The 15,174-nt window shown below is 60.9% G+C and carries 12 protein-coding genes; 10 read left to right on the plus strand and 2 right to left on the minus strand.

Annotated features, from left to right (window positions below; translation table 11 throughout):
• Positions 1-80 precede the first annotated feature (80 nt).
• A complete protein-coding gene (locus BFP89_RS08570; RefSeq protein ID WP_065885073.1) occupies positions 81-2,582 on the plus strand; it encodes a LuxR C-terminal-related transcriptional regulator in 2,502 nt (833 codons plus the stop codon).
• Here BFP89_RS08570 and BFP89_RS08575 read toward each other — a convergent pair.
• A complete protein-coding gene (locus BFP89_RS08575) occupies positions 2,579-3,454 on the minus strand; it encodes a helix-turn-helix domain-containing protein (RefSeq protein WP_065885112.1) in 876 nt (291 codons plus the stop codon). The two genes, BFP89_RS08570 and BFP89_RS08575, sit on opposite strands and share 4 nt — an antisense overlap.
• Before the next feature lie 136 nt (positions 3,455-3,590).
• Between BFP89_RS08575 and BFP89_RS08580 the strand changes: the two genes are divergently transcribed.
• Complete coding sequence (locus BFP89_RS08580; RefSeq protein WP_065885074.1) at positions 3,591-4,493, plus strand: DMT family transporter; 903 nt, start codon at positions 3,591-3,593, stop codon at positions 4,491-4,493.
• Between the two features lie 417 nt (positions 4,494-4,910).
• Here the strand turns inward: BFP89_RS08580 and norR are convergent, their stop codons facing one another.
• Positions 4,911-6,455 carry a nitric oxide reductase transcriptional regulator NorR gene (gene norR / locus BFP89_RS08585; protein ID WP_065885075.1) on the minus strand — a complete coding sequence of 515 codons (1,545 nt, stop codon included), beginning with the start codon at positions 6,453-6,455 and terminating at the stop codon, positions 4,911-4,913.
• Between the two features lie 147 nt (positions 6,456-6,602).
• Between norR and hmpA the strand changes: the two genes are divergently transcribed.
• The 8 genes from hmpA (at position 6,603) to queC (ending at position 14,996) form a co-directional block, all read left to right on the plus strand.
• A complete protein-coding gene (hmpA, locus tag BFP89_RS08590) occupies positions 6,603-7,784 on the plus strand; it encodes an NO-inducible flavohemoprotein (RefSeq protein ID WP_065885076.1) in 1,182 nt (393 codons plus the stop codon).
• Positions 7,785-8,004: 220 nt separating this feature from the next.
• Entirely contained in the window at positions 8,005-8,511 is a 507-nt protein-coding gene (locus BFP89_RS08595) for a disulfide bond formation protein B (protein WP_065885077.1), read from the plus strand.
• Between the two features lie 792 nt (positions 8,512-9,303).
• Positions 9,304-10,245: a ubiquinol oxidase subunit II gene (gene cyoA / locus BFP89_RS08600; protein WP_065885078.1), complete on the plus strand. Its 942-nt coding sequence runs from the start codon at positions 9,304-9,306 to the stop codon at positions 10,243-10,245.
• 3 nt (positions 10,246-10,248) lie between these two features.
• Positions 10,249-12,267 carry a cytochrome o ubiquinol oxidase subunit I gene (cyoB, locus tag BFP89_RS08605; RefSeq protein ID WP_065885079.1) on the plus strand — a complete coding sequence of 673 codons (2,019 nt, stop codon included), beginning with the start codon at positions 10,249-10,251 and terminating at the stop codon, positions 12,265-12,267.
• Positions 12,268-12,270: 3 nt separating this feature from the next.
• Positions 12,271-12,897 (plus strand): cytochrome o ubiquinol oxidase subunit III, encoded by a 627-nt coding sequence (locus BFP89_RS08610; protein WP_003194052.1) that lies wholly within the window; start codon positions 12,271-12,273, stop codon positions 12,895-12,897.
• Positions 12,897-13,232, plus strand: a complete 336-nt coding sequence (cyoD, locus tag BFP89_RS08615; RefSeq protein ID WP_003194051.1) for a cytochrome o ubiquinol oxidase subunit IV — start codon at positions 12,897-12,899, stop codon at positions 13,230-13,232. Before BFP89_RS08610 ends, cyoD begins: the two co-directional genes overlap by 1 nt.
• 11 nt (positions 13,233-13,243) lie before the next feature.
• Positions 13,244-14,131 carry a heme o synthase gene (cyoE, locus tag BFP89_RS08620; RefSeq protein WP_003176002.1) on the plus strand — a complete coding sequence of 296 codons (888 nt, stop codon included), beginning with the start codon at positions 13,244-13,246 and terminating at the stop codon, positions 14,129-14,131.
• A gap of 166 nt (positions 14,132-14,297) precedes the next feature.
• Positions 14,298-14,996: a 7-cyano-7-deazaguanine synthase QueC gene (queC, locus tag BFP89_RS08625; RefSeq protein ID WP_065885080.1), complete on the plus strand. Its 699-nt coding sequence runs from the start codon at positions 14,298-14,300 to the stop codon at positions 14,994-14,996.
• Positions 14,997-15,174 lie beyond the last annotated feature (178 nt).

The following is a 15,174-nucleotide window of genomic DNA, read 5'->3' on the forward strand; positions in this document are numbered from 1 at the left end:
ATCATTGTGCTGAATACTTCTTCAACAACCGCCCACCACAGGACTAGGGTTGCATCACAATAAAAAATCAGGATGCAGCAATGACCGCCCTGACACGCTGCCTGGACCGTCCTGGATTCATGCCTCGGCTGTCCGCCCACCATGTGCTGCGCCCGCGCCTGGCCGCAGCGTTGCTCGCGGCGCCGGCGCGTGTGAAGTTGTTGTGTGCGCCGGCTGGCAGTGGCAAGAGCGCGCTGCTCGCCGAATGTGCACTGCAGGCGCCGCCCGGTTGCCAGGTGTACTGGTTGGCACTCAATGGTGGCGTGGCGTGCCCTGATGATTTTTCCCGGCGCCTGGCCCACAGCCTTGGTTTGCCCTACACCGATGAAGCCACGTTATTGCTGGATCTGGGCCGCTGGCAACCCACGGCGTGGGTGTGCCTGGATGATTTCTGCCGCCTGCCGGCGCCCGAACTGGACGCCTTGCTGGACCGGTTGCTCGCCGCCAGCAGCCCGGTGCTGACCTGGTGGCTGGGCGCGCGACGCCGGCCATCGTGCAATTGGCCGCGGCTGCTGCTCGATGACGAATTGCTGGAGTGCGGCAGCACTGAACTGGCCTTCAGCACTACGGAAATCCAGGCATTGCTCGGGCCTGGACAGACTGTCGAGAGCGTCATGCAATTCAGCGCAGGCTGGTGTGCCGGCGCGCGCATCGCGTTACTCAATGACGGCCATGCCGATAAAACCTTGCTCGATTATCTGCAACACGAAGTGTTCAACAGCTTGCCGGTGGAGTTGGCCGAAGCCTGGCGGGTGCTGGCCAATCTGCCGCGTTTCAATGCGGGCCTGTGTGAGCATCTTTTCGGCTTTGGTGACGGTGCTCAGTACCTGCGTGAGCTGCAAGCGCTCGGTGCGTTTATCCAGCCCTGGGAAGGCAGCACCGATTGGCTGCAGATGTTTGCACCCCTGGCGCGCCTGCTGCGCGAAGAGCCCTGGCCGGCCAAGCGCGCCTGGCACCGGCGTGCCTGCCAGTGGTTCAGTGCCGAGCAGGACTGGCAGGCCGCCTTCGAGCAGGCGCTGCTGGCGCAGGAATACGAGGCGGCGGTGAGCCTGCTGCAGCACTTCAGTTTCGAAGACTTGTTTCGCGGGCAAAATGCCGTGCTGCTGTTGCGCCTGCATGAGCAGCATGGTGATGAATTGATGCTCGGCTCGGCGCAATTGGTCGGGCTGGTCACGGCCGCACTGCTGTTTGCCGGGCGCTTCGAGCAGGCGGCGCTGTGCATCGACCAGTTGGCTCGATTCGCGCCGCGACCCACGGCGACGGCGCAGCGTCATCTGGTGGCGCGCTGGCAGGCGCAGGCCGGCTGGCTGCTGCACCTGAGCGGCGATGCCGAGGGTTCCCGCGCGCATTTTCTGGAGGCGCTGCAAGCCCTGCCCGAGAGTGCCTGGACATCGCGCCTGATGTGCCTGTCGGGCCTGACCCAGCAAGCCCTGCTGCGTGGTGAGCTGGATGTCGCCCAAACCTTCAATCGCGAAGCGCTGTGCCTGGCCCGCGCCCACGGTTCGCTGGTGTTGGAGGCCTTGCTGGAGCTGGATCACGCCCAGTTGCTGGAACAGCGCGGCGCGCCTTACCGGGCGCAAAGCCTGCTGGAAAGCGTGCAGGCGATGCTGGCCGAGCAGCGCTTGCAGGCGGGGCCACTGATGGGGCGTATCGCCCTGCGACGCGGACATCTGGCGTTGCGTCAAGGGCAGGACGCCCTGGCGGGCGAGTGCTTCGAGGCTGGTATGAACATCTGCCTGCACAGCCAGGACAAACGGGTGCTCTACGGGTTTCTCGGGCTGGCGCTGCTGGCGGCCAATCGCGGTGATTACGCCCAGGCGTTTATCCAGCTGCGCGATGCCGAGCGGCTGATGCAGCAGCGTCACGTTCCCGTGCTGGTGTACCGCGCGGTACTGTTGTTGGTCAGCGGGCACTTCTGGTTGCAGCAGGGGCGCGCGGAATTGACGGTGGAAGCCGTGCGCCGCGTGTTGCGTCATTTTCACGGACCCTGCGCCAAGCAGGCGCCGCCGGCCACACTGGAATTGATCCCGCGTCTTGAGTACCTGCTGGTGCTGGCCGAGGTCAGGCTGGGCTGCGCCGAACAGCCGCTCGAGCGCCTCGGCGCCTTGCTCGACAGCACCCGGCAACGCGGCATGCTGTGCCTGGAAACCGAGCTGCAGTTGGTGCTGGGCGAGGTGGCCTGGCGCCTGGGAGAGCCGACCCGGGCGCGACTGGCGCTGCAAGCCGGCCTGGCATTGGCGGCGCGTTGCCAGGTGCAGCAGGCGGTGCGCGAGTTGCGTCTGCGTGCACCGGGCTTATTGAGTGAGTTGGGGCTCGAACCGCAAGCGTCGCCCGTCGGCGTCACGCAAAACCCGCTGAGCCAGCGCGAACTGGAAGTGTTGCAGTTGATCGCCCTGGGCAACTCCAATCTGCAAATTGCCGACCGCCTGTATATTTCCCTGCACACGGTCAAGACCCATGCGCGGCGTATCCACAGCAAACTCGGGGTGGAGCGACGCACCCAGGCGGTGGCCAAGGCCAAGACGCTGGGCTTGATGGGCTAGGCGCGAAAGGCCTGGCGATAGTCCCCGGGCGCCGCCCCCATGGCTTGGCGAAAGCGCTGGTTGAAATGACTGGCGCTGGAGAAACCGCACATCAAGGCGATCTCCCCCACGGCCAGGGCGCTGCCGCGCAGCAGGCTCTTCGCGCGGGCCAGCCGGCGCGCCAGCAAATACTGGTGGGGCGGCAGGCCGAAGCTTTGGCGGAACATGCGCGCGAAGTGGTACTCCGACAGCGCGCACAGGCTCGACAGTTGGCCGAGGCTGATGGCGTCCTGCAGGTGCTGGTCGATGTACTCCACCAACCGCCGCCGCTGGTGCGCGGCCAGCCCACCTTTTACCCGCAGCCCGTCACGGGCGCCGACCTGGCTGAGCAGGGTGTGACTGAGCATTTCGTGGGCCAGGCTGCTGGTCAGCAGGCGCTCGCCGGGCTCGTGCCAATTGAGGGCAATCAACTGGTGAAAGCATCCGGACAGGCGGGCGTCTTCGAGGAAGGTGCCTTCGCGCAATTGCAGCTCGCGGGGTTCGCGGTCGAGCAGGGTGACGCAGCCGAGGGCAAATTGTTCGGGGCTGAAATACACATGGGCCAGGCGGATCTGGCCATTGATCACCCACGCCGATTGATGCTCGGCCGGCAGGATGCACAGTTTGTCCGGACCGCCCTTGACGCCCGGCTGGTCACGGCGAAAAGTGCCGGTGCCGCCGCCGATGTAGCACGACAACGTGTGATGGCTGGGCGCCTGGTAATCCTGGGAATCGTGGTGGTTGCTCCACAATGCTGCGGACAAACCGTCACCGAGCTCGGCGCAGGCTTGCAGGCGTGCGTTGGGCGAGCGGTTAAGGGCTTGAAAGACTTGCAGGGATTCCAGTGCTGGCATGCTGTGTTCTCCGACGTTTTGCATCCTACCGCGCCGTCATGGCGCTGTGAGCCCCGCTTCCTACAAAAGCGCAAGAATGTGCAAGAGAACCGCACGCGGTAAAAGCGACACTGTGGCTCACTTATCGGAGCCCGCTATGAACCTTTCCTTGTATCTACTCACGGTGCTGATCTGGGGCACCACCTGGATCGCGCTCAAATGGCAGTTGGGCGTGGTGGCGATTCCCGTATCGATCGTTTATCGCTTCGGCCTGGCGGCGCTGGTGCTGTTCGTGCTGTTGCTGCTCAGCCGCCGGCTGCAGGTGATGAACCGGCGCGGGCACCTGATTTGCCTGGCGCAGGGTCTGTGCCTGTTTTGCGTCAATTTCATGTGTTTTCTCACCGCCAGCCAGTGGATCCCCAGCGGGCTGGTGGCGGTGGTGTTTTCCACGGCGACCTTGTGGAACGCGCTGAATGCCCGGGTGTTTTTCGGTCAGCGGGTCGCACGCAATGTGTTGATGGGCGGCGCGCTTGGGCTGCTGGGCCTGGGCTTTCTGTTCTGGCCGGAGGTGGCCGGGCACACCGCCAGCCCGCAGACCTTGCTCGGCCTGGGCCTGGCCTTGCTGGGCACGATGTGCTTTTCGGCGGGCAATATGCTCTCGAGCTTGCAGCAGAAAGCCGGGCTCAAGCCGTTGACCACCAATGCCTGGGGCATGGCCTATGGTGCGGCGATGCTGGCGGCCTATTGCGCAGTGCGTGGTATTCCGTTCGAGATGGACTGGAGTGCGCGGTATATCGGCGCGCTGTGGTACCTGGTGATCCCTGGTTCGGTAATTGGCTTTACCGCCTACCTGACGCTGGTGGGGCGCATGGGGCCGGAGCGGGCGGCCTATTGCACCGTGTTGTTCCCGGTGGTGGCGCTGAACGTGTCGGCATTTGCCGAGGGCTATCAGTGGACCGCCCCGGCGCTGGCGGGGTTGGTGCTGGTGATGCTGGGCAATGTGCTGGTGTTTCGCAAACCCCGGCCTGCCACCCCGATTTTGCATGCGAAACAGGTCTGATGTGGGAGGGGGCAAGCCCCCGATGGCGGCCTCTGGGCCGACCAGGATGTTGGATTGGACCGAGTACATATCCGTTTCTGCGGTCACGGCTGCTATGGGTTCCGCTTTTACAGCGGCTCACTTTTGAAAAGCGCAAAAGTAAGCAAAACGCTCTTGCCCCACCACTCGGCACCTCGCTTGGGCTCGGTGTGCCCGAACGCAGGCTTGAATCCGTGGGCCGCCGCCACGCGCCATCCATGGCGCGGGGCGGCTAACCCGGCGTCCTGCCGGGTTACCCACGGATTCAAGCCTGCGTTCGGCCAGCGTGGTTTAACGGGGCGCCTGAGATCAAAAGCAGATCAAGAGCGACTCGCTTTGCATCGTGGTTACGGGTGGGCGCTACAGCGTTGTGTAGCAAGCCCCCTCCCACATTTCGGGTTATTTCAGGCCCAGTCGCCTGGCCATGCGGCCGAGGTTGGCGCGGTCCAGGCCCAGTTCGCGGGCGGCGGCGGCCCAGTTGTGTTGATGGCGTTCCAGGCAGGCGCTGATGATCTGGCGCTGGAAGTGTTCGGTGGCCTGGCGCAGGTCGCCGGTGACGTCGGGGGCGCTGGCGAGCGGTGCGTCGAGGGTCGCTGCGCTGACATCCGGCAGGTCCAGGTCTGAAGCGCTCAGGCTGAGAATCTTCGGCCGCTCGCGGCAGTGGCCCAGGGCTTTGAGCGCGCTGCGTCCGATCAAGTGCTCAAGCTCGCGCACATTGCCCGGCCAGTCGTAGGCCAGCAGCGCCGCCTGGGCATCGCTGGTCAGGCGCAGGCTGCCCAGGCCCATGCGTGAGCGGTTCTGCTCCAGGAAGAACCCGGCCAGCAACAGGACGTCGCGCCCGCGTTCACGCAGCGCAGGCACTTTCAGTGGGTAGACGCTCAGGCGGTGGTAGAAGTCGGCGCGGTAGCGGCCATTGCGGACTTCCTCCGCCAGGTCACGATTGGTGGCGGCAATCAGGCGCACATTCACCTGATGCTCCCTGTCCGAACCCAGGCGCTGCAACTGGCCGCTTTGCAGCACCCGCAGCAGCTTGGCCTGCACCGTCAGCGACAGCTCGCCCACTTCATCCAGGAACAGCGTGCCACCATTGGCCAGTTCGAATTTGCCCCGGCGTTCATTCAGCGCACCGGTGAACGCGCCGCGCACATGGCCGAACAGTTCGCTTTCCACCAGGGTCTCGGGCAGCGCGGCGCAGTTGAGGCTGATCAGGGGTTTGTCGGCACGCGCCGACGCGGCGTGGATCGCCTGGGCCACCAGCTCCTTGCCGACCCCGGTCTCACCGGTGATCAGCACGGTCAGGTCACTGCCGCCCACCAGTTTGATTTCTTCCACCAGGTGTTTGTGCGCCTTGCTCTGGCCGATCATTTCCTTGTGCTGCTGGCCGCTGGCCTGACGGTAGATCTCGGCACGCTGATGCTCGTCTTCGGCGCGCAACGCCAGGCGTTCAATGCGCTCGGCGACGTTGACGGTGGCGGCGGCAAGGCTGGCAAAGGCTTGCAGGGCGTCGAGTTCGACCCGTTCAAAGCGCTCGGTGTCGAGGGCGTCCAGGGTCAGCAGGCCCCAGGGCCGGTCGTCGATAAACAGCGGGCAGCCCATGCAGTCGTGGACTTCCAGATGCCCGTGCAGGCCGTCCACCAGACCGTCGTAAGGGTCGGGCAACGGGCTGTCGCTGTCGAAGCGGGTAGGGCCGGGGCTGCTCAGTAACACCTCGAAACGCGGGTGCTCGCTGACTTTGAAACGTCGGCCCAGGGTATCGGCGCTCAAGCCATCCACGGCCAGCGGCACCAGCCACTCGCCATCCAGGCGCAGCAACGCGGCGGCATCGCATGGCAGCAGGGCGCGCATGGCTTGCAGCAGGCGTCGATAACGCTCGCCTTCGGGCAGTTCCCGTGTCAGGTCGGCAACCAGCGGCAGCAGGGCGGTGAGCAGCGGTTTTGCAGTCATAATGACTCCTTGTAGTCCTTATGACTATAAGTTGTAGGAGGTCATACTGACTACACAATCTTTAACGCTATGAAAAATAACGGTTTATTAATTGGCATGATTACTGATTACCCAAGGGTAATGACTGAAAAGACCCAGGAGTCTCCCATGCTGAGTGCCCAAGACCGTGCCATCGTCAAATCCACCGTGCCCCTGCTGGAAAGTGGCGGCGAAGCGCTGATCACCCATTTCTACCGCATGATGCTGTCCGAATACCCTGAAGTTCGCCCACTGTTCAACCAGGCCCACCAGGCCAGCGGCGACCAGCCCCGCGCCCTGGCCAATGGCGTGTTGATGTACGCGCGGCATATCGACCAGTTGGATCAACTGGGCGACCTGGTGGCCAGGATCATCAACAAGCACGTGGCCTTGCAGATCCTGCCGGAGCACTACCCGATCGTCGGTGCGTGCCTGCTGCGGGCTATTTCCGAGGTGCTGGGCAGCGAGATAGCCACCCCTGAAGTAATGAGCGCGTGGGGCGCGGCGTATGGCCAGTTGGCGGACATCCTGATCGGCGCCGAAGCGGCTATCTACGACGAGAAAGCCCAGGCGCCCGGTGGCTGGCGCGGTGCGCGGCCGTTCGTGCTGGTCAAGCGTGTGGAGGAGAGCGCCGAGATCATCTCGTTCTACTTCGCCCCGGTGGACAACGGCCCGATCCTCAACGCTGCCCCCGGCCAATACATCGGCATGAAGCTGGTGCTCGATGGCGAGGAAGTGCGTCGCAACTATTCCCTGTCGGCCTTGAGCGATGCCGGGGTGTACCGCATCAGCGTCAAGCGCGAAGCCGGCGGGCGGGTGTCCAATTACCTGCATGATCAACTGCATGTTGGCGCAACTGTTGACCTGTTCCCCCCTGCAGGCGAGTTCACCCTGGCCGCCAGCGACAAGCCGCTGGTGCTGATCAGCGGCGGGGTGGGCATTACGCCAACCCTGCCGATGCTCGAAGCGGCCCTGGCCACCCAGCGCCCGGTGCACTTTATCCACTGCGCGCGTAACGGCGGCGTGCATGCGTTCCGTGACTGGGTGGATACGCTGGCGGCCAGGCACCCGCAGCTCAAGCGTTTCTATTGCTATGCCGAGGACGACGGCGTGAGCCCGCCGGCGGACAAGATCGGCCTGCTGAGCCAGGAGCAACTGGCGGCGTGGCTGCCCGAGCAGCGCGATATTGATGCGTACTTCCTGGGGCCCAAGGGTTTCATGGCGGCGATCAAGCGCCACCTCAAGGCGTTGGGTGTACCGCACAAGCAGGTGCGCTATGAGTTCTTCGGCCCCGCTGCGGCACTGGAATAATCCCTCAGCAGCCATGCTGTTCAATGTGGGAGGGGGCTTGCCCCCGATAGCGGTGGGTCAGTCAGCTTGTCTTTTGCTGTCACATCGCATCGGGGGCAAGCCCCCTCCCACATTAGCTCTGCATTTTTCTCGATTAATCCGGCGTTAACCCTTCTCTGTTTTAACCACTGCCTGTGTGTAAACTTGTTGCCATTGAGCAAACAAACAAAGGAAACCGGAGATGAGTGACGAAATGCGTTTGGGCAGGGAGCGGCGCTTTCTGGTGTTGCTGGGCATCATCTGCCTGGCGCTGATCGGCGGCGCGCTGTACATGCAAGTGGTGTTGGGCGAAGCGCCGTGCCCATTGTGCATCCTGCAACGCTATGCCTTGCTGCTGATCGCGTTCTTCGCGTTCATCGGTGCCGCGATGCGCACCAAAGGCGCCGTCACGCTCTTTGAAGGGCTGGTGGTGCTCAGCGCCGTGGGCGGTGTGGCAGCTGCCGGTCACCATGTGTACACCCAGTTCTTCCCTCAGGTCAGTTGCGGCATCGATGTGCTGCAGCCGATCGTCGATGACCTGCCCCTGGCCAAAGTGTTTCCCCTGGGCTTTCAGGTCGACGGCTTCTGCAGCACGCCCTATCCGCCGATCCTTGGCCTGTCCCTGGCGCAATGGGCATTGGTGGCGTTCGTGCTGACCGTGATCCTGGTGCCCCTGTGCATCTACCGTAACCGCCACCCCAACGCCTGAGCCCGCGCCACGAGACGCCCCGATCTGCTTGAGTGCAGGCCGGGGCGTTTTTGTTCGCGGGGATTTGTGAAAGTGCTGTGACGAGCGGCAACAAAAGCGGCGCGCAGCATGCGACATGTTGTCACACGGAGGCCGTCGCAGGAGCTGCGCAACGAGCAGAATCGAGCTTTGGATTTGCATCCGGTGCGCAAACTGTGCTGTCAGTTCGTGGTTTGAAAGGCAGCGCGAAACGCTCACGGGTTCAGCATGGGCAGGGTGAGTAAATGCCTGGTTTTATGGGGACTTTACTCCCTTTGCCATGCCCTTACAGGTTGTAAGGGGAGTGGCAATCTGCCCAATAGCCCGGCAGTTTTTGTGGTTTTTGTTGAGAATTGAACGCGATAACATCGCGAACCGTTGCAGGAATGGTGAAGGATTATTGCTGTAATCGATAAAAATTATTTCTGTATCAGACATGGTTTATACATCGCTAGCTAACTACAATCGCCCGCACTGAATGTCCGGTGCTGTTCAATATTTGAGCATTGGAGCGGTCGAGGAGCAGATGGAAGGCTCTGTGCGATCCCAGGTTCCGGCAGCCTTTCAACTATTCCGCACCAAATGGAATTGGTCTGTAACAAGGCCTTTAGCCACGAAATCGAATAAGAACTCACCGCAGGTCCGTGAAACGTACACCTATGACGTAGCGGGCTGGCTCTTATTCAATTGAAGAGAAATGCCAACCCTTGGCAGGGTGAAGTGTTGGCGATCAAAACCCAACTGCATTGCGCAAGCTGCTTTAGAGGTCGTGAGATGAGTAAAAACAGGTACCCCCGATTACTAGGCTTTTTGCCGCTGCTTGGCATGATGTTAATGCTGGGAGGCTGCAAGTGGACCTTGCTCGACCCAAAAGGACAGGTCGGTCTGGATGAACGAAACCTGATCATCACCGCCACCCTGCTGATGCTGCTGGTCGTGGTCCCTGTGATTATCATGACCTTCGCCTTCGCCTGGAAATACCGCGCGTCCAACACCAGCGCCACCTACGCGCCGAAGTGGTCGCACTCCACCAAGATCGAAATCGCGGTGTGGCTGGTCCCGATCCTCATCATCATTGCCCTGGGTTATGTGACCTACAAGTCCACCCACGCACTGGACCCGTACCGTCCGCTGGAATCTGACGTCAAGCCGATCAACATCGAAGTGGTCGCGCTGGACTGGAAGTGGCTGTTCATCTACCCGGACCTGGGTATCGCCACTGTGAACCAGATCCGGTTCCCGGAACACACTCCGCTGAACTTCAAGATCACCTCCGACGCCGTGATGAACTCGTTCTTCATCCCAGCCCTGGGCGGCCAGATCTACGCGATGGCAGGCATGCAGACCAAGCTGCACCTGATCGCCAACCAGAAAGCTGAAATGGAAGGCATCTCCGCCAACTACAGCGGCGCTGGCTTCACCGGCATGAAATTCAAAGCGATCTCGACGAGCCAGGAAGAATTTGACGCCTGGGTAGCCGAAGTCAAGGCCGCACCTAAACAGCTTGATCAAGCTGAATACGACGCCCTGACCAAACCAAGCCAGAACAACCCTGTCGCGCTGTACTCCGCGTTTGAACCGAACCTGTTTCAGAAAATCGTCGACAAGTACGAAGGTATGAAGCCAGGCAAGCCGGTCAAGCATGAGAAGAAAGAAGTGGCCGTGGTTGAAGGTTCTGACACAGGCGCGCATTCAACTGCTGGGGCAGAGGAGTAAACGATGTTTGGTAAATTAAGTTGGGACGCGGTCCCATTCCACGAGCCGATCGTGATGGTGACCATCGCCATGATCGCGCTGGGTGGTCTGGCACTGTTTGCGGGTATCACGTACTTCAAGAAGTGGACCTACCTGTGGACCGAGTGGCTGACCTCGGTCGACCACAAGAAAATCGGCGTCATGTACGTCATCGTGGCCATGGTCATGCTGCTGCGTGGTTTTGCCGACGCCATCATGATGCGTACCCAGTTGGCCATGGCCACCGAGGGTTCGCCTGGCTACCTGCCACCTGAGCACTATGACCAGATCTTCACCGCCCACGGTGTGATCATGATCATCTTCATGGCGATGCCTTTCTTCACCGGCCTGATGAACCTTGCCTTGCCGCTGCAGATCGGTGCGCGTGACGTTGCCTACCCGTTCCTGAACTCCCTGAGCTTCTGGCTGCTGGTGTCCGGCGTGGTGCTGATCAACGTGTCCCTGGGCGTCGGCGAATTCGCCAAGACCGGTTGGGTTGCGTATCCGCCATTGTCGGGGCTGCAATACAGTCCGGGCGTGGGTGTGGACTACTACATCTGGGCGCTACAGTTATCAGGATTGGGGACGACATTGACGGGGGTCAACTTCCTGGCCACCGTCCTGAAGATGCGCGCCCCCGGCATGAAACTGATGGACATGCCGATCTTCACCTGGACCTGCACCTGGGCAAACGTGCTGATCGTGGCTTCGTTCCCGATCCTGGCCGCTACCATGGCGCTGCTGTCGCTTGACCGTTACCTGGATTTCCACATTTTCACCAATGAACTTGGTGGCAATCCAATGATGTACGTGAACCTGTTCTGGGCATGGGGTCACCCTGAGGTGTACATCCTGATCCTGCCGGCGTTCGGTATCTTCTCCGAAGTGATCTCGACCTTTACCGGCAAGCGCCTGTTCGGTCACCACTCGATGGTCTACGCATCGGGCGCCATTTCGGTACTGGGCTTCATGGTGTGGCTGCACCACTTCTTCACCATGGGTTCGGGGGCCAGCGTCAACGCCTTCTTCGGCCTGGCGACGATGCTGATTTCCATCCCGACGGGGGTGAAGCTGTTCAACTGGCTGTTCACCATCTACCACGGTCGTCTGCGCATGACCAGCCAGGTCCTGTGGACCCTGGGCTTCATGGTGACCTTCGCCATCGGCGGCATGACCGGCGTACTGCTGGCCATCCCGGGTGCTGACTTCGTCCTGCACAACAGCCTGTTCGTGATCGCTCACTTCCACAACGTGATCATCGGCGGCGCGGTATTCGGCTACATCGCAGGTTTCAGCTTCTACTTCCCGAAAGCGTTCGGCTTCAAGCTGCACGAAGGCTGGGGCAAGGCTGCATTCTGGTTCTGGATCTCGGGCTTCTTCGTCGCGTTCATGCCGCTCTATGCACTGGGCTTCATGGGCATGACCCGTCGTCTGAACGCCACCACCAACCCTGAGTGGGTGCCGTACCTGTACGTCGCCATGTTCGGTGCGGTGATGATCGCTGTGGGTATTGCCTGCCAGTTGATCCAGCTGTACGTGAGTGTCCGTGACCGCAAGCAGAACATGTGCGAGTCCGGCGACCCATGGAATGGCCACACCCTGGAATGGTCGACCTCGTCGCCACCGCCGTTCTACAACTTCGCCGTGATTCCTACCGCGAACACCATTGATGCGTTCACCGAAGCCAAGGAAGACGGTACTGCGTACCAGAAGCCCAAGCACTACGAGCCGATCCACATGCCAAACAACACCGCCACTGGCGTGGTGATGGGTGCGCTGTTGACCGTGTTCGGTTTCGCGATGATCTGGCACATCTGGTGGCTGGCAATCGTGGGCCTGGTAGGCACCATCGGTTACTTCATCATTCACGCTGCCCGTGATGATCAAGGCTACATGGTGCCGGTCGAAACGATCGAACGCATCGAAGCCGAGCAGCACGCTCGCCTGGTAGCCGAGAAGAAAATCCCGGCCAACCGTGTAGAAACCTCGTTGGAACAGGCTTAAACCATGTCGAACTTAGTGACCAATGCTGGACACGCCCATGTCGATGACCATGGGCACGATGACCATCACCACGACTCGGGGCCAATAACCGTCTACGGTTTCTGGCTCTACCTGATGACCGACTGCATCTTGTTTGCGTCGATCTTCGCGGTGTACGCGGTACTGGTAAACAACGTAGCGGGTGGCCCGTCGGGCCACGACATCTTCGAACTGCCGTACGTGCTCGGCGAAACCGCCTTGCTGTTGTTCAGTTCGATCACCTACGGCTTCGCCATGTTGGCCTTCTACAAGGGCAACAAGAAAGGCGTACTGAGCTGGCTGGGCCTGACCTTCCTGTTCGGCCTGGGCTTCATCGGCATGGAGATCAACGAGTTCCACCTGCTGATCTCCGAAGGCTACGGCCCGCACCGTTCCGGTTTCCTGTCGGCGTTCTTCACGCTGGTCGGCACCCACGGTCTGCACGTATCCGCCGGCCTGCTGTGGATGGCGGTGATGATGTATCAGGTCAATAAGCACGGCCTGACCAACACCAACAAGACCCGCCTGAGCTGCCTGAGCCTGTTCTGGCACTTCCTGGACGTGGTCTGGATCTGCGTATTCACCGTCGTTTACTTGATGGGGACTCTGTAATGGCTAATGCACACTCCCATGACAGCCACGATTCAAGCCACGGCAGCGTAAAGTCTTACGCCATCGGCTTCATCCTGTCGGTCATCCTGACCCTGATCCCGTTCGGCCTGGTGATGTACCCAACCCTGCCGAAGTCGATCACCTTGATGATCGTCCTGGCGTTCGCGGTAATTCAGGTCCTGGTTCACCTGGTGTACTTCCTGCACCTGGATCGTTCCAAAGAGCAGCGCGAGAACGTGATTGCGTTCGTGTTTGCAGGCCTGGTGATCGTTCTGCTGGTTGGTCTGTCGCTGTGGATCATGTTCAGCATCCACACCTACATGATGGCGAAGTGAGGTAAGACCCGATGTCGCTTAAGCACTTTATCCAAATCACCAAACCGGGGATCATTTTCGGTAACGTGCTTTCTGTGGCGGGCGGTTTCTTCCTGGCCTCCAAGGGACATGTCGATCTGGCCATCTTCCTGGCGGCGATGATCGGCACCTCCCTGGTGGTAGCTTCCGGATGCGTGTTCAACAACTGCATCGACCGTGACATCGACATCAAGATGGAGCGCACCAAGAATCGCGTGCTGGTCCAGGGCCTTATCTCCCTGAAACTGGCACTGATCTTCGCGACCGTCCTGGGTGTTGCGGGCGTGGTGTTGTTGTACAAGGTGGCCAACCCGCTGGCGGCGCTGTTTGCCGTGATCGGCTTTGTCATCTACGTCGGCCTCTACAGCCTCTACCTCAAGCGCAAGTCGGTACACGGCACGCTGGTGGGGAGTCTGTCGGGGGCGATGCCGCCGGTGATTGGTTATGTGGCTGTAACCAATAGCTTCGACATGGCCGCGCTGGTGCTGCTGGTGATGTTCAGCCTGTGGCAGATGCCGCATTCCTACGCCATCGCGATTTTCCGCTTCAATGACTACCTGGCTGCGTCGATTCCGGTTCTGCCGGTCAAGCGTGGCATCCAGGTGGCCAAGAAACACATCCTGCTCTACATCCTGGCCTTCCTCGTGGCGACCTTGATGTTGACCTTCAGTGGCTATGCCGGCATGAGCTACCTCGCCGTCGCCGCGGCCATGGGCATGTACTGGTTGTACATGGCCTGGACCGGCTACAAGGCGGTGGATGACACCGTCTGGGCGCGCAAGCTGTTCGTGTTCTCGATCTTCACCATCACCGCGCTCAGCGTGATGATGTCCCTGGATTTCCAGGTACCGAAAGAGCTGTTGCTGACCTACGCACACTGAGTGGTCTGAGCAGTAAAGGCCCCGCCTTCGCAAGAAGCGCGGGGTTTTTTATTGAGCGCTGCGCCAAACCGGATACGCTGCGTTATCGTTGACGTTTTTCGCGAGCAAGGGCTAGCCGCCCGCCTCGCTCCTACACCCAAATTCTTCGAATGCAGGAAGCAAAGCAATGAGTAAAAAAGCCGTTATGGTCTTCAGTGGCGGGCAGGACTCGACCACCTGCCTGATCCAGGCATTGAAGCAGTATGACGAAGTGCACTGCATCACCTTCGATTATGGCCAGCGCCATGTGGCGGAGATCGAAGTGGCCCGCACGTTGGCCAAGCAGTTGGGCGCCACCGTGCACAAGGTGATGGATGTGTCCCTGCTCAATGAGCTGGCCATCAGCAGCCTCACCCGTGACAACATCCCCGTGCCCACCGTGAACAGCTCAGGCGAAAGCCTGCCGAGCACCTTCGTGCCGGGGCGTAACATCCTGTTCCTGACCCTGGCCGCGATCTACGCCTATCAAGTCAAGGCCGAGACCGTGATCACCGGCGTGTGCGAAACCGATTTCTCGGGTTACCCGGATTGCCGCGACGAGTTCGTCAAGGCGCTGAACCAGGCCCTGAAGCTTGGCATGGAATACGACGTGCGCCTCGATACCCCGCTGATGTGGCTGAACAAGGCCGAGACCTGGGCTCTGGCCGATTACTACGAGCAGTTGGAGCTGGTACGCGAGCAGACGCTGACCTGCTACAACGGCGTCATAGGGACAGGCTGCGGCAACTGCGATGCGTGCAACCTGCGCGCCCGGGGCTTGGAGGAGTATCTGCAGAATAAAGCGGATGTGATGCAGAGCCTCAAGCACAAGCTGCAACTGAAGTAACTCGATCAACAGCCAAGTGAGGTCCAAATGTGGGAGGGGGCTTGCCCCCGATGAGCATAGGTATCTACACAGCTCTGTAGCGCTCAACCGTAACCACGATGCGAAGCGAGTCGCTCTTGATCTGCTTTTGATCCTAGGCGCCCCGTTAAACCACGCTGGCCGAACGCAGGCTTGAATC

The sequence above is a fragment of the Pseudomonas sp. 31 R 17 genome (genome assembly GCF_900004915.1).
GTDB classification, from domain to species: Bacteria; Pseudomonadota; Gammaproteobacteria; order Pseudomonadales; family Pseudomonadaceae; genus Aquipseudomonas; species Aquipseudomonas orientalis_A.

Coding starts and splice junctions, on each gene's coding strand:
- BFP89_RS08570 (WP_065885073.1), top strand. CDS start 81: ATGACCGCCCTGACACGCTGCCTGGACCGTCCTGGATTCATGCCTCGG.
- BFP89_RS08575 (WP_065885112.1), bottom strand. CDS start 3,454: ATGCCAGCACTGGAATCCCTGCAAGTCTTTCAAGCCCTTAACCGCTCG.
- BFP89_RS08580 (WP_065885074.1), top strand. CDS start 3,591: ATGAACCTTTCCTTGTATCTACTCACGGTGCTGATCTGGGGCACCACC.
- norR (WP_065885075.1), bottom strand. CDS start 6,455: ATGACTGCAAAACCGCTGCTCACCGCCCTGCTGCCGCTGGTTGCCGAC.
- hmpA (WP_065885076.1), top strand. CDS start 6,603: ATGCTGAGTGCCCAAGACCGTGCCATCGTCAAATCCACCGTGCCCCTG.
- BFP89_RS08595 (WP_065885077.1), top strand. CDS start 8,005: ATGAGTGACGAAATGCGTTTGGGCAGGGAGCGGCGCTTTCTGGTGTTG.
- cyoA (WP_065885078.1), top strand. CDS start 9,304: ATGAGTAAAAACAGGTACCCCCGATTACTAGGCTTTTTGCCGCTGCTT.
- cyoB (WP_065885079.1), top strand. CDS start 10,249: ATGTTTGGTAAATTAAGTTGGGACGCGGTCCCATTCCACGAGCCGATC.
- BFP89_RS08610 (WP_003194052.1), top strand. CDS start 12,271: ATGTCGAACTTAGTGACCAATGCTGGACACGCCCATGTCGATGACCAT.
- cyoD (WP_003194051.1), top strand. CDS start 12,897: ATGGCTAATGCACACTCCCATGACAGCCACGATTCAAGCCACGGCAGC.
- cyoE (WP_003176002.1), top strand. CDS start 13,244: ATGTCGCTTAAGCACTTTATCCAAATCACCAAACCGGGGATCATTTTC.
- queC (WP_065885080.1), top strand. CDS start 14,298: ATGAGTAAAAAAGCCGTTATGGTCTTCAGTGGCGGGCAGGACTCGACC.